The organism is Intrasporangium sp. (genome assembly GCF_051961875.1).
GTDB lineage: Bacteria > Actinomycetota > Actinomycetes > Actinomycetales > Dermatophilaceae > Intrasporangium_A.
Genome location: NZ_JBQCCV010000017.1, coordinates 1 through 13754, shown reverse-complemented (window position 1 = coordinate 13754; position 13754 = coordinate 1). Strand labels below are relative to the sequence as shown.

At 70.4% G+C, this 13754-nt stretch carries 13 protein-coding genes; 8 read left to right on the top strand and 5 right to left on the bottom strand.

Annotated features, from left to right (window positions below; all coding sequences use genetic code 11):
* Nucleotides 1–97: 97 nt before the first annotated feature.
* The 4 genes from ACTHJJ_RS00775 to ACTHJJ_RS00760 all read right to left on the bottom strand — a co-directional run bounded on the left by ACTHJJ_RS00775 (nucleotide 98) and on the right by ACTHJJ_RS00760 (nucleotide 3071).
* Nucleotides 98–298 carry a helix-turn-helix domain-containing protein gene (locus tag ACTHJJ_RS00775; protein ID WP_440301031.1) on the bottom strand — a complete coding sequence of 67 codons (201 nt, stop codon included), beginning with the start codon at nucleotides 296–298 and terminating at the stop codon, nucleotides 98–100.
* Between the two features lie 191 nt (nucleotides 299–489).
* Nucleotides 490–1800: an aspartate--tRNA(Asn) ligase gene (gene aspS / locus ACTHJJ_RS00770; protein ID WP_440301030.1), complete on the bottom strand. Its 1311-nt coding sequence runs from the start codon at nucleotides 1798–1800 to the stop codon at nucleotides 490–492.
* 191 nt (nucleotides 1801–1991) lie between these two features.
* Complete coding sequence (locus ACTHJJ_RS00765) at nucleotides 1992–2729, bottom strand: hypothetical protein (RefSeq protein WP_440301029.1); 738 nt, start codon at nucleotides 2727–2729, stop codon at nucleotides 1992–1994.
* Between the two features lie 84 nt (nucleotides 2730–2813).
* Nucleotides 2814–3071, bottom strand: a complete 258-nt coding sequence (locus ACTHJJ_RS00760; protein ID WP_440301028.1) for a MoaD/ThiS family protein — start codon at nucleotides 3069–3071, stop codon at nucleotides 2814–2816.
* Between the two features lie 78 nt (nucleotides 3072–3149).
* Here ACTHJJ_RS00760 and ACTHJJ_RS00755 point away from each other — a divergent pair, with 78 nt between their 5' ends.
* Nucleotides 3150–3824 (top strand): response regulator transcription factor, encoded by a 675-nt coding sequence (locus ACTHJJ_RS00755; RefSeq protein WP_440301027.1) that lies wholly within the window; start codon nucleotides 3150–3152, stop codon nucleotides 3822–3824.
* Nucleotides 3825–4034: 210 nt separating this feature from the next.
* Here ACTHJJ_RS00755 and ACTHJJ_RS00750 read toward each other — a convergent pair whose 3' ends face one another.
* The gene (locus ACTHJJ_RS00750; protein WP_440301026.1) at nucleotides 4035–5810 is read right to left on the bottom strand and encodes a bifunctional metallophosphatase/5'-nucleotidase; all 1776 of its coding nucleotides are present in this window, start codon (nucleotides 5808–5810) and stop codon (nucleotides 4035–4037) included.
* Nucleotides 5811–5948: 138 nt separating this feature from the next.
* Here ACTHJJ_RS00750 and mshD point away from each other — a divergent pair, with 138 nt between their 5' ends.
* From mshD to ACTHJJ_RS00715, 7 genes are all read left to right on the top strand, one after another.
* Nucleotides 5949–6860 (top strand): mycothiol synthase, encoded by a 912-nt coding sequence (gene mshD / locus ACTHJJ_RS00745; protein WP_440301025.1) that lies wholly within the window; start codon nucleotides 5949–5951, stop codon nucleotides 6858–6860.
* 78 nt (nucleotides 6861–6938) lie between these two features.
* A complete protein-coding gene (locus ACTHJJ_RS00740) occupies nucleotides 6939–9230 on the top strand; it encodes an RNA degradosome polyphosphate kinase (RefSeq protein WP_440301024.1) in 2292 nt (763 codons plus the stop codon).
* 4 nt (nucleotides 9231–9234) lie between these two features.
* On the top strand, nucleotides 9235–10185 hold the full coding sequence (locus ACTHJJ_RS00735) for an NUDIX hydrolase (RefSeq protein WP_440301023.1): 951 nt from the start codon (nucleotides 9235–9237) through the stop codon (nucleotides 10183–10185).
* A 154-nt stretch (nucleotides 10186–10339) separates the two neighbouring features.
* Nucleotides 10340–11461 (top strand): phosphate ABC transporter substrate-binding protein PstS, encoded by a 1122-nt coding sequence (gene pstS / locus ACTHJJ_RS00730; protein ID WP_440301022.1) that lies wholly within the window; start codon nucleotides 10340–10342, stop codon nucleotides 11459–11461.
* Nucleotides 11461–12444 carry a phosphate ABC transporter permease subunit PstC gene (pstC, locus tag ACTHJJ_RS00725; protein WP_440301021.1) on the top strand — a complete coding sequence of 328 codons (984 nt, stop codon included), beginning with the start codon at nucleotides 11461–11463 and terminating at the stop codon, nucleotides 12442–12444. Before pstS ends, pstC begins: the two co-directional genes overlap by 1 nt.
* Before the next feature lie 5 nt (nucleotides 12445–12449).
* The gene (pstA, locus tag ACTHJJ_RS00720) at nucleotides 12450–13388 is read left to right on the top strand and encodes a phosphate ABC transporter permease PstA (protein WP_440301032.1); all 939 of its coding nucleotides are present in this window, start codon (nucleotides 12450–12452) and stop codon (nucleotides 13386–13388) included.
* 36 nt (nucleotides 13389–13424) lie between these two features.
* A partial coding sequence (locus ACTHJJ_RS00715) for a phosphate ABC transporter ATP-binding protein (RefSeq protein ID WP_440301020.1) occupies nucleotides 13425–13754 on the top strand: 330 nt, incomplete at its 3' end.

The following is a 13754-nucleotide window of genomic DNA, read 5'->3' as shown; positions in this document are numbered from 1 at the left end:
CATAAAAAATTGATGTTGGGGGGCAAAAAAAACCCCCAACCCCTCGTGCGCCCCGCTTTTTTTGCGCCCGGGCCGCCCCCTCGTCTGGCGAAACCACTCACGCCGTGTCGATGTAGGACGTCTGCAGGTATTTGTGCACCGCGTCCTCCGGAACCCGGAACGACCTGCCCACCCGCACCGCGGGGAGCTCCCCATTGTGGACGAGCCGGTAAACCGTCATCTTGGACACACGCATGATCGAGGCGACCTCGGCAACGGTAAGGAACCGCACCTCGGCGAGCTGACGCTCGTTCGACATGTTGAACCCCGATCTTCTCGGATGCATCCGCGCGCCGTCGGCTTCCCCTCCGGCGGAGGATCACGTGGATGCAGAACCACACCTTAGAGGCTGATGTGACACGAGGGGAAGTGGTTGGATCAAGCGATTGGGGAAAAGCAAGTCGACACGCCGAAGTGTCGCTCACTTGCAGCCTGGTAACCCGTTCTGCCTCACGGCGCGAGGCGGTGCAGGTCGCGCGGGAAGAGCGCCACCTCGCGGACGTTCTCGGCGCCGGTGAGACGGGCCACCCAGCGCTCCAGGCCGATCGCGAACCCGCCGTGCGGCGGCATCCCGTGCCGGAACGCGTCGAGGTAGCCGCCCATCACCTCGGGGTCGATCCCGGCCCGTTCCACGGCCGCGGCATAGTCGGACGGACGGTGCAGCCGCTGACCACCCGTCGTCAGCTCCAACCCGCGGAACAGCAGGTCGAAACTGGCGCTCCAGCGCCCGTCACCGGGCTCCGGTGCGGTGTAGAACGGACGCTTGGCCATCGGATAGCCCTCGACCGCAAGGAAGTCCGAGCCGTATGCCGCTCTCGCCCACTCCCCCAACGCTCGCTCGTGCGCGGGGCTGAGGTCGGGCTCGTCCGGGTCGGCGCCCACCCGCGCCAGCGCGTCCCGGAAGTGGATGACCGGGAACTCGTCGGGCACCCGCGGCAGCTGCACGCCGAGGAGCGCAGCGGCGTCACCGGCATACGTCTCGACGGCCTCGACCATCCCCACGACCGCAGAGCGGAGCACGGCGAGGACGTCACGGTGGTCGCGGATGAAGCCGAGCTCGGCGTCGAGCGAGGTGTACTGCGCGAGGTGCCGGACGGTGTCGTGCGGCTCGGCGCGGAAGACCGGGCCGACCTCGAAGACCCGCTCGAAGACGCCGACGAGCATCTGCTTGTAGAACTGTGGCGACTGGGCGAGGTAGGCCGGTCGGCCGAAGTAGTCGAGCTCGAAGACGTTCGCGCCCGACTCGGTCGCGGTCTCGACGAGCTTCGGCGTCATGACCTCCGTGAAGCCGAGCCCGCCCAGCGCAGAACGGAACCCGCGCATCGACGCGGCGGCGATCTCCCAGGCCGCCCGGTGGCGAGGATGCCGCAGGGTGACGGCCGCATGGTCGAGCCGGGTCGGCAGCCCGGCCGCGAAGGTGGGGCGCCACAGCTCGGCCGGAGGCGCCTCCGCCGGTTCGGTGAGGGCGACGACGGCGGGACCGACGAGCTCGGCACCGCCGGGAGCGTCCGGGTTGTGGAACACCGTCCCACTGACCGAGACGACGGTCTCCTCGGGCAGCGCCTCGACGTGCCGGGCCACGGCCGCGTCGCGGACCACGACCTGGGCGAGACCGGAGCGGTCCCGCACGACGAGGAAGGTCAAGGACTTGAGGATCCGCCGGCGATGGACCCAGCCGGCGAGGCTGGCCGGCGCACCCTCGGGCAGCGCGACAAGGTCGCGGGCGAGGACACGTTCGGGGGTAGGGATGTGCTGGTGCATGGTCACCTCCTGAAGGGTTGCGAGCCCCGGAGGTGCGGGCGATGGGGTGTGTCGCTGTGCCACCGCACCTTCGCCGCGGCGGGTCGCCGCGGCCTCTTGGTCATGCCCGGCTCGGGGGTGTCAGTCCCGTCGTCGCCGTGGCGGCCACGGTAGACAGGTGCGCCCCCGGCGCGCACCCCATTTCCCGGTGGTCAGGCCAGGAGGGTGAAGAGGCGCACAACGGCGCCGGTCAGCAGGACCGAGGCGGCGCCGACCGCCACCTGGCCGAGCACCCCGAGGAGGGCCGGCTGCAGGGCGAGCACCCGGCGGAAGGACCACGAGACGGTCGCCGCCGCCGCGCCGATCCCGAGGGCGGCCAGGACGGTCAGCTGGTCCGACCGGGAGGCCGCGAGCCCCGCGGCGGCCATCCCGACCAGCAGGACGACGAACCCGAGGAAGAGCCGGATCACCCGGACCGGCACCAGCAGGTCGCCGACGACGCCGGCGGCCGCCGCGATCATCGCGACGACGACGACCGGGCGGGCACCGCTGTCGTGGCCGCTGGCGAGCAGCAGCGCGCCCGAGGCGAGCAGGACGAGCCCGCCGAACGCCGCGACGAGCGTGAGGACCAGCCCCTCGCGCGGCGGCGGGCGGAGCAGCTGGTGAAAGAACGAGGCGACGATGCCGAGCGCCACCGCAGCGGGCAGCCACCGCAGGTCGTCGCGCACCGTCGCGGCGAGCACGCCCGCCCCGGCGAGCGCCAGGACGACGGAGGACGCCATGGGCGTCCTCGACCCGCCGACCGCGGGCCATCCGACCACCACCGCGAGAGTGAGGACAGCGACGACAACGAGGAGAGCGGCATACCCCGACTGCACGGCGAGGAGGACCGCGACGGCGCCGGCGAGGGTCGCTGCCACGGACCAGGGGCGCAGACGGTCACCGGACACGGGGGACAACGGTAGCCGCAAGGAGCCCCGCTGCTCGGGCGTGCCTCGCGTCTCACCCACCACCGGATCCGTCACCGGGCCCACTCAGCCCCCCGCGAAGGGCGGCAGCACCTCGACCGTCGAACCGTCCTCGAGGGTCGCCGACCGGTCGGCGGACCGCCCGTCGATGAGGAAGGTCGAGGCCTTGACCACCGTGGCCAGCTCGGGGTGGGCGTCGACCGCTGCGTCGAGGACTCCGCCGAGGGTCCGCCCGGCATGGCGCTCGGCCTCGGTCCCGGCCGCCTCTCGCGCCGCCGCCCAGTAGCGCACCGTCACCGTCGGCGTGGCGGGGACTGTCGACACCTCATACCTCCTGCAGGCTCGTCTCGCCTGCCCGTCGGGAGCGACGGGCAGGTTCCAGTGTCGCCTATCCTGCTGCCGATGGCCCGGCTGCTCCTGCTGACGAACGCGCTCACCCCGAGCGCGGACGTGCTGCCTGCGCTGGGACTGCTCGCGCACCCGGTGCGGATCCTGCCCGCGGAGCCGACGGCCCTCGTCGAGGCGCCACCCGCCGACGTGGTGCTCGTCGACGCCCGCCGTGACCTCGTCGGTGCCCGATCGCTCTGCCGCGTGCTCCGCGCGACCGGCACCACCGCTCCGCTCCTGGCCGTCCTCACCGAGGGCGGCCTTGCTGGTCTCACGGCCGAGTGGGGCGTCGACGACGTCGTCCTCGACACCGCCGGCCCCGCCGAGGTCGACGCCCGGATCCGGCTCGCACTGACCCGCAACCAGCCCGACGTGGACGACCTCGACGCGCCGATCACGTCCGGCGACCTGGTCATCGACGAGGCGAGCTACTCCGCGAAGCTGCGCGGCCGTCTCCTCGACCTGACCTACAAGGAGTTCGAGCTGCTCAAGTACCTCGCGCAGCACCCCGGCCGGGTCTTCACCCGGGCGCAGCTGCTGCAGGAGGTCTGGGGCTACGACTACTACGGCGGCACCCGCACCGTCGACGTCCACGTCCGGCGGCTGCGCGCCAAGCTCGGTCCCGACCACGAGTCGCTCATCGGGACGGTCCGCAACGTCGGCTACCGCCTCGTCGTCCCCACAGCCTGAGCCACGTCCTCGCCGGTTCGAGGTAATCCGCGGACGCCACTGTCCGGTAAATACCTCGACCTGGGCGGCACCCCGCTGGTTCGAGGTAACCCGCGGACGCCACAAGTCGACGATTACCTCGAACCAAGCAACAAGCACGAGGTATGCCGCCCCGCTGGGAGAGCTGGGCGGCATACCTCTTCGTGTTCGTGCGGGCTGACGAGCGGGTGGTCAGTTCCTCGTGATCCGGTTCAGCGCGCCGGGGGTGTAGCCGGTCGCACCGAACGAGGTGAGGTAGCTCGCGAAGGCGTCGATGTCGAGGCCTCCGTAGTAGACGCCGGTTCCCGCGGTGAAGGTCGGGAAGCCGTCGCCGCCGCCCTGCAGGAAGTTGTTCGTCACGATCCGGTAGGACTTGGCGTCGTCGAGGGCCGCCCCGTTGAGCGTCACCGAACCGAGCGTGGTGCCCGAGTAGGTGTAGGCGAGGCCCTTCGACACCTGCAGGATCTTCGGCGCGCCGGCATTCGGACCGGACCACTGCTCGTTGAGCAGGGCCTTGATCTGCTTGCCGGTCAGCGTCATCGAGACCATGTAGTTGTTGAACGGCTGGACCGTGAACGCCTCGTCGAACGTCACGTCGCCCGGCGCCTCGCCGTAGGGCGAGGCGGCATAGCTGAGGTCGGCGCGGACGCCGCCGGGGTTCATGAACGCGATGACCGGCGCCTCGCCACCGGTGACGACCGACGTATCGGCGAGCTGGGCGTCGGCGATGAGGTCGCCGAGCTGGCTCTCGCCGGCCGCGTTCTGCGACTTGGTCACGTCCTGGGTGATGTGCCCGATGACCTTGGACGCGATGGGCTTGACGAACGCCTTGTACTGGCTGATGAGGGCCGTCTGGGCCGGGTCCTTGGGCACGTCACGGCTGACGATCATGTTCGTGCCCTTGACGGAGCTGCGGACGATGTCGTTGGTGCGCCGGTCGTACTGCAGGTCGGTCTCGGTGAAGAGCCGGCCGAACGACGAGGCCGACGTCACGAGCCGCGACCTGCCTGCCGGGTCGGGGATGTCGCAGACGTAGGGCTGGTGCGTGTGGCCCGAGATGATCATGTCGATCTCGGGATCGAGACGCTTCGCGATGTCGATGATCGGCGAGGCCTTCGGGTCGAGACCGGCCCCGTTGCCGCACGAGGCGTCGAAGATCGGGTTGGTCGGCAGGCCGCCCTGGTGGATCAGCACGATGATGGCGTTGACGTTGTTCTTCTTCAGCACCGGGACGAGCGCGTTGGCCGTCTCCACCTCGTCCGTGAACTTCAGGCCGGCGACACCGGCGGCGGTGACGATGTTGGGCGTGTCCTTGAGGGTCATCCCGATGAAGGCGATCTTGGCGCCGTTGACGTTCTTGATCGTGTAGGCGGGCAGGATCGTCTTGCCGCTGGACTTCTCGATGACGTTGGCGGCGAGGATGTCGAAGCTCGCGCCCGGGAAGGAGCCGGTCGGGCAGGAGTTCTGGTTGTTCGCGCCGTCGCCGTCGTCGATGCAGCCGCCGTACTGCAGGCGCTGGATCTCCTTGTAGCCCTCGTCGAACTCGTGGTTGCCGACCGCCGTGGCATCGAGGCCGAGCTTGTTCATCGCGAGGATGGTCGGCTCGTCGTGGAAGGCGGCGGACAGCAGCGGTGAGGCGCCGACGATGTCGCCCGCCGCGACGGTCAGCGTGTTGTTGTGGCCCTGCCGGGCCTGCGCGAGGTGGGTGGCGAGGTACTCGACACCGCCGGCGTCGACGTTGCCGTGGCTCGTGGTGACCCGCGCGCTGGAGCCGCTCGGTGGCTCGAGGTTGCCGTGGAAGTCGTTGAAGGACAGCAGCTGGATGTCGAGCAGCGGGCCGGCCGCCTTGGGGCTGGCGTTGCTCTGGCCGGGGCCCCCGTCGCCCGCGAAGGAGGGTGCTGCGGCCATCGCAAGGGCGGCGACGCCCGCGATGGTGACGCCGAGCAGGCGCCGAGTTCGAGTCGACATGGTGGTCCCCTTTTGAGTGGCGTGACGCCCGCGAGGATGTCGCGAACAGCTGGTTCGACGCCCCCCGGACGTCATCGGCAGACTATGGCTTCAGCAACTTCCATGGGGGCTTTCACGCTCCTGTGATGGAATCGCGGTATGTCCGACGTCACGATCGAGCGCCGTGGCGCACGCCCCTCCCTCACCCCGGCGGAGTCGCATGCCATCCTCCGGCTCGCCGAGCGCGCCCGCGACACAGACAGCAGCGCCCCGCTGTCGGAGCAGTTCCGCATGTCCGTCGAGTCGCGCGACGGCGAGGGCGTGTCGCACTTCCTCGCGTATACCGCTGAGCAGGCACTCGTGGGCTACGCGCAGTCCCGCTCGGGCGGGCCGGACGAGCCGGCCTCTGCCGAGCTCGTCGTCGACCCCGACCACCGCGGAGGCGGGGTCGGGGCGGCCCTGCTCGCCCAGCTGCCGATGGACGTGCGCCTCTGGAGCCACGAGTCGGACGGGCCCGCAGAGGGATTCGCTCGGGGGCAGGGTCTCGTTCCGGTGCGTGAGCTGCACTTCATGGGCCGGTCCCTGACGTCCGGGCCGCCGTGGCCGGCGGCCACCCTCCCCGAGGGCTACGTCGTGCGCCGCTTCGAGCCCGGGCGTGACGAGCGGGAGTGGCTGCGCGTCAACGCAGCCGCGTTCGCGCACCATCCCGAGCAGGGCGCCCTCGCGATGCCCGACCTCGAGCAGCGGATGGCTCAGCCCTGGTTCGACCCGGGGGGGTTCATCCTGGTCGTCCCGGCGGACGAGCCCGGCCGGATCGCGGCGTTCCACTGGACCAAGGTCGACCCCCCGAACGGGCGGCAAGGCGAGGTCTACGTGGTCGGTGTCGCCCCCGAGCGGCAGGGCCTGGGCCTGGGCAAGGCGGTGACGGTCCTCGGCCTCGACCACCTGCGTGACGAGGGCCTCGAGCAGGTCGTCCTCTACGTCGACGACGACAACTCGGCGGCGATGCACACCTACCGGACTCTCGGCTTCGAGGACCTGCAGGTGCACCGCCAGTTCGCCCGCCCCTGACGCGCCGTTCGGCGGTATGGGAGTAGGCCGCCACGCGGGTTCACCCGCTGGTCACCATTCGGTGCCACGATGGGGCGCATGAGCGCGAGCAGCGTCGAGCGGGCGACGGAGGCAGACACCGAGACCACGGTCGCGGACCCTGTCGTCGAGCCCGTCAGCTCGTTCGCGAGCGCCGTGCCCGCACCCCGCCCACCGGCCCGCGCGGCCAACGGCCGCTTCGTCGGGACCGCGCCCGTTCCGGCCCGCCGCGCCGAGGAGGACCTGCCGGCCGACCGCTACCTCGAGCGCGAGCTGTCCTGGCTGCAGTTCAACGAGCGCGTCCTCCAGCTCGCGATGGACCCGAGGGTGCCGCTGCTCGAGCGCGCCCGGTTCCTCGCGATCTTCTCGAACAACCTCGACGAGTACTTCATGGTCCGCGTCGCCGGCCTCAAGCGACGCATCGCGACCGGGCTCGCAGTCCGCACCGCCGCCGGCCTCGAGCCGCGCGAGCTGCTCGACCGCATCGCCCGGCTCGCGCATGAGCTGATGAACCAACAGGGCGAGGTGTTCCAGCATGACGTCCGGCCGGCGCTCGAGGCCGAGGGGATCGTCATCATCCGGTGGGACGAGCTCGACGACGACGCGCGCGAACCGCTCCACTGGTTCTTCGCCGACCGGGTCTTCCCCGTCCTCACGCCGCTGGCCGTCGACCCGGCGCACCCGTTCCCTTACATCTCGGGCCTGTCCCTCAACCTGGCCGTCCTGCTCGAGAACCCGAAGACCGGGGTGGAGCACTTCGCACGGCTCAAGGTGCCGCCGAACCTCCCGCGCTTCATCGAGATCGCCGACGCCACCGATGCAGAGGAGGAGCAGCCCAAGCGCTTCGTCCCGCTCGAGGACGTCATCGCCGCCCACCTCGACCAGCTCTTCCCCGGCATGACCGTGCGGGAGCACTTCACCTTCCGGGTCACCCGCAACGAGGACGTGGAGGTCGAGGAGGACGACGTCGAGAACCTGCTCACCGCCCTCGAGAAGGAGCTGACCCGCCGGCGGTTCGGCCCGCCGATCCGCCTCGAGGTCGACGAGGACATGGACCCCCGGGTGCTCGACATGCTGGCGGACGAGCTGCAGATCAGCGAGCGCGAGCTCTACCGCCTCCCGACGCCACTCGACCTGACCGGGCTGTCGGCGCTCACCGACGTCGACCGGTCCGACCTCGAGTACCCGAAGTTCGTCCCGCGCACCCACCCCGACTTCGCGCCCACCGAGAGCTCGCAACCCGGCGACATCCTCGGCGCGATCCGGCACAAGGACGTGCTCGTCCAGCACCCGTACGACTCCTTCTCGACGTCGGTCCAGGCCTTCATCGAGCAGGCCGCGGACGATCCTGACGTCCTCGCCATCAAGCAGACCCTCTACCGCACCTCGGGCGACTCCCCCATCGTCGATGCGCTCATCGACGCTGCCGAGGCCGGCAAGCAGGTGCTCGCCATCGTCGAGATCAAGGCCCGCTTCGACGAGGTCAACAACATCTCCTGGGCGCGCAAGCTCGAGCAGGCCGGAGTCCACGTCGTCTACGGGGTGGTCGGCCTCAAGACGCACGCCAAGCTCTGCCTCGTCGTGCGCCAGGAGCCCGAGGGTCTCGTCCGCTACTGCCACATCGGCACCGGCAACTACAACCCCAAGACGGCCCGGGTCTACGAGGACTTCGGCCTCTTCACCTGCGACCCGCAGGTCGGCGAGGACATGTCCCGCCTGTTCAACCAGCTGTCCGGGTTCGCGCCACGCAGCAAGTTCAAGCGGTTCCTCGTCGCCCCCCGCACCGTCCGGTCCGGCCTCATCGACCTCATCGAGGACGAGGTCGCGCTCCACGAGGGGCGGGGCAAGGGCGAGCCGGCCGGCCGGATCGCGATCAAGGTCAACTCGATGGTCGACGAGGCGATCATCGACGCGCTCTATCGGGCCTCCCAGGCGGGCGTCCGGGTCGACATCTGGGTCCGCGGCATCTGCGCCCTGCGGCCCGGCGTGCCGGGCCTCTCCGAGACGATCCGGGTCCGGTCGGTGCTCGGCCGGTTCCTCGAGCACTCCCGGGTCTTCTGGTTCGACCACGGGGGCGACCCGCAGGTCTACATCGGCAGCGCCGACATGATGCACCGCAACCTCGACCGCCGCGTCGAGACCCTCGTGCGCATCACCGACCCGGGCCACCTCGCCGAGCTCGACCAGCTCTTCGCCCTCGGCTTCGCCGAGTCGAGCTCCCGGTGGGACCTCGGCCCGGACGGGCGCTGGGTCCGCCGTGCGGTGGACGACGACGGTGCGCCGCTCGTCGACATCCAGGCCAAGCTCAACGAGCGGCACGACAAGCGGCGCCGCAAGGCCCGGCGCCGCTGACGCCGTGCCCTCTCTCATCCCCGCCGCCGGGACCCTGCCGTGGCGCCGCCGCAAGGGGCGGCTCGAGGTCGCGCTCGTCCACCGTCCCAAGTACGACGACTGGTCCTGGCCCAAGGGCAAGCTCGACCCGGGCGAGCACTCCTGCGTCGCCGCCGCCCGGGAGACCCTCGAGGAGACCGGCCTGGGCGTCCGCCTGGGGCTGCCGCTGCCGTCCTCGGACTACCCGGTCCCGGACGGTTCCGGCGCGGTGGCGGCCAAGCACGTGAGCTACTGGGCCGCCGCCGTCACGGGTGGGAGCGGCCGGCTCGAGCATGAGGTCGACGCCCTCGAGTGGCTCGACGTGCCCGCCGCGCACGAACGCCTCGACTACTCCCGCGACCGTGAGCAGCTGCGGGCGCTCGTCCGCGCCGATCGCGAGTCCCGCCTCGACACCTGGCCCCTCGCCCTCGTCCGGCACGCGAAGGCCCGGGCTCGCGAGAGCTGGTCCGACGACGACCAGCTGCGCCCGCTCACCCCTGCGGGTGCGCAACAGGCCGTGACCATCGCCGGGGTGCTCGCGGCATACGGCATCTCGCGCCTGGTCACCTCCCCGTCCGTGCGCTGCTTGGCCACCCTCGAGCCGTATGCCGCCCGTGCGGGCCTGCGCCTGCACGCCAAGGAGGGCCTCTCCGATGAGGGGTATGCCGCTGACCCGGCTCCCGCAGCACGGCACCTTCGCGCGCTGCTGCGACGCGGCACGCCGGCGGCTCTGTGCAGCCACGGGCCCGTCCTGCCCGACCTGCTGGGGCGGCTCGCCGACCTCGTGCCGGGCGACCACCCGTGCGCCGAGACCTGGCGTGAGGAGCTCGCCGGCGCCGCGGACGACCAGATGCGCAAGGGCGAGGTGCTCGTCTGCCACGTCCGGGGCCGGGACGAGACGGCGGCCGTCGTCGCCGTCGAGCGCATCGCGAGCTGAGCGACCCGAACTCGTCGCCGCCTGTTCACCTCCGGTTCACCCGAGTTGGCGGAGTGGTTACCCGCGCACCGTACCTTCGCGACTGGACGCAGTTTCGGCAGCGCCGCCGGAGCGCCCACCACGTTCTTTCCACCCATCGAGAGGGATCAAGCTCGTGTCTGTTTCGCGTATCGGCGCCGTCGGCGCCATCGCCCTCACCGGTGCTCTCGCGCTGTCCGCCTGCGCATCGGAGAACCCGGCCCCCGGCGGCAGCACCCAGGGCGCCGGCTCGCCCGCGGCCGCCAACGTCTCCTGCTTCGACGGCGACCTCGCCGCCGAGGGCTCCACGGCCCAGAAGAACGCCATCGCCCAGGCGATCAAGTCCTACCAGGAGGCCTGCGCGAACGCGACGATCGACTACAACGCCACGGGCTCGGGCTCGGGCATCAAGCAGTTCATCGCCAAGCAGGTCGCCTTCGCGGGCTCCGACTCCGCCCTCAAGACCAAGCCGAAGGACGGCAGGGTCGAGGCCGACGACGCCAAGAACGCCTGCGGCTCTCCCGCCCTCAACCTGCCGATGGTGGCCGGCCCGATCGCGATCGCCGACCACCTTCAGGGCGTCGACAAGCTCGTGCTCAACGCGGACGTCGCGGCCAAGATCTTCAAGGGCGAGATCACCACCTGGAACGACCCGGCCATCGCCGCCCTGAACAAGGACGCGAAGCTGCCGGCGACCCCGATCAAGGTCTACTTCCGCTCCGACGAGTCGGGCACCACCGAGAACTTCACGAAGTACCTGCAGGCCGCAGCGCCGAGTGTCTGGACCGCCGAGCCGGCCAAGCAGTGGACCGGCAAGGGCGAGGGCAAGGAGAAGTCGGCGGGCGTCGCGACGGCCGTCCAGGGCCAGGACGGCGGGATCACCTACGTCGAGTGGAGCTACGCGCAGCAGAACCAGCTCAAGATGGCCTCCATCGACACGGGCAACGGCCCCGTCGAGCTCACCGGCGAGAGCGCCGGCAAGGCCATCAGCGCCGCCAAGCAGGTCGGCTCGGGCAACGACCTCGCGCTCAAGCTCGACTACGCGACGAAGGAGGCCGGCGCCTACCCGATCGTCCTCGTCACCTACGAGATCGTCTGCTCGAAGTACGCCGACGCCGAGCAGGGCAAGAAGGTCAAGGCGTTCCTCAAGCACTTCGCCTCCAGCGACGTCCAGAAGTCGCTCGAGCCGCTGGGCTATGCTCCCCTGCCCGCCGAGGTCCTGACCAAGGTCGAAGCCGCGGTGGACAGCATCTCCTGATGAGCACGACCTCACTGCCCAATCCGACCGGTCAGTCGGCGGCACCCGCCGCTGGCCGGTCGGGCCGCGCTGGTGACCGCCTGTTCAGCGGCGCGGCGACGACGTCCGGGCTCATCGTCATCGGACTCGTCACCCTCATCGGCGTCTTCCTCATCGCGCAGGCGGTCCCCGCGCTCACGAAGGACCAGGCGAACTTCCTCACCAGCCGGGAGTGGTCGCCCGGAGGTGACCAGCCGCGCTTCGGCATCCTCGAGTTCCTCTGGACGACGGTCACCTCGTCGGTGATCGCGATGGTCATCGCCGTGCCGGTCGGCGTGGGCGTCGCCCTGTTCATCACCCAGTACGCGCCGCGGTGGCTCCGCCGTCCCGCCGCGAACCTCGTGGACCTGCTCGCGGCCGTGCCGTCGATCGTCTACGGCCTCTGGGGCCTGCTGACCTTCCGGGCCATCGTCCGGCCCTTCGAGCAGTTCCTGCAGGAGCGGTTCGGCTGGTTCCCGCTGTTCGCGCCCACGCCGATCTCCGGCGGCACGATCTTCTTCATCGGCATCGTCCTCGCGATCATGATCCTGCCGATCGTGACCGCCCTCTCGCGCGAGGTCTTCGACCAGACCCCCGCCGCCCACAAGGAGGGCGCGCTCGCGCTCGGCGCCACGCACTGGGAGATGATCCGCACGGCTGTCCTGCCGTTCGGCAAGCCCGGTGTCATCTCGGCCTCGATGCTCGCCCTCGGCCGCGCCCTCGGCGAGACGATCGCCGTCACGTTCCTGGTGTCCGCGCTCGCGGGCGGGACTGCATGGACCTGGTCCCTCTTCAACGGCGGTGAGACCTTCGCCTCCAAGATCGCGAACAACGCCGCCGAGTTCAGCAACCCCAGCAAGACCGGCGCCTATATCGCCGCGGGCCTCGTGCTCTTCGTCCTGACGTTCGTCGTCAACAGCATCGCCCGCGTCGTCATCGAGCGCAGGAAGGCCTTCTCCGAATGACGACCATGGCCCAGGACGAGATGCGCCCGACCGGGCCGACCCCGCCTGCCGGTCCGGCCGGCCGCGAGGCCCTCGAGCACATGGCCCGCCCGCACCGCGGCCGGGCCATCAAGGACCACGCGGCCCGGATCGTCATGTGGGGCTGCTTCGCGCTCGCGACCATCCCCCTCGTGTGGATCCTCTGGACGGTGGCCAGCAAGGGCTTCCACATGATCACGACGATGCTGTGGTGGACCGGCAACCAGCGCAACATCAACACGACCGACGCCGGGGGCGGCGCCCGTCACGCGATCGAGGGCACCCTCATTCAGGCGGGTGCGACGGCGGCGATCGCCGTGCCGATCGCGATCCTCACCGCGATCTACCTCGTCGAGTACGGCCGGGGCCGGCTCGCCAAGACGATCAGCTTCATGGTCGACATCCTCTCCGGTGTCCCCTCGATCGTCGCCGCCCTGTTCATCTACGCGGTCTGGGTGACCACCTTCGGCATCGACCGCAACGGTTTCGCCGTCTCGCTCTCGCTCGTGCTGCTCATGATCCCGACCGTCACCCGCTCGACGGAGGAGATGCTCAAGCTCGTCCCCAACGAGCTCCGGGAGGCGTCCTACGCCCTCGGCGTGCCGAAGTGGATCACGATCGTGCGGGTCGTGCTCCCGACGGCCTTCTCCGGGATCGTCACCGGCGTCCTGCTCGGGCTCGCCCGGGTGATGGGCGAGACCGCTCCGCTGCTCATCCTCGGGCCGTACACGAAGAACTTCCAGCGCGACCTCTTCAGCGGCAACATGCCGACCCTGCCGACGATGATCAACGAGGACCGCAGCGACTTCGGGCTCGCCACCGCCGCCGAGCGGATGTGGGGCGCGGCCCTTACCCTGATCATCCTCGTCCTCCTGCTCAACCTCGCCGGCCGGCTCATCGCCCGCCGCAGCGCGGTCGCCAAGTGACCGCCACCGATACACCCCACGAAGGACTGCATTCCCATGGCAAAGCGCATCGACGTCAGTGACCTCAGCGTCTACTACGGCGACTTCAAGGCCGTCGAGGGCGTCTCGATGACGGTCGAACCCCGGTCCGTGACCGCGTTCATCGGGCCGTCGGGCTGCGGGAAGTCGACCTTCCTGCGCACCCTCAACCGGATGCACGAGGTCACCCCCGGGGGCCGCGTCGAAGGCAAGGTCATGCTCGACGACCAGGACCTCTACGCCCCCTCGATGGACCCGGTCCACGTCCGGCGGACGGTCGGCATGGTCTTCCAGCGCCCCAACCCGTTCCCGACGATGTCGATCTACGACAACGTGGCCGCCGGCCTG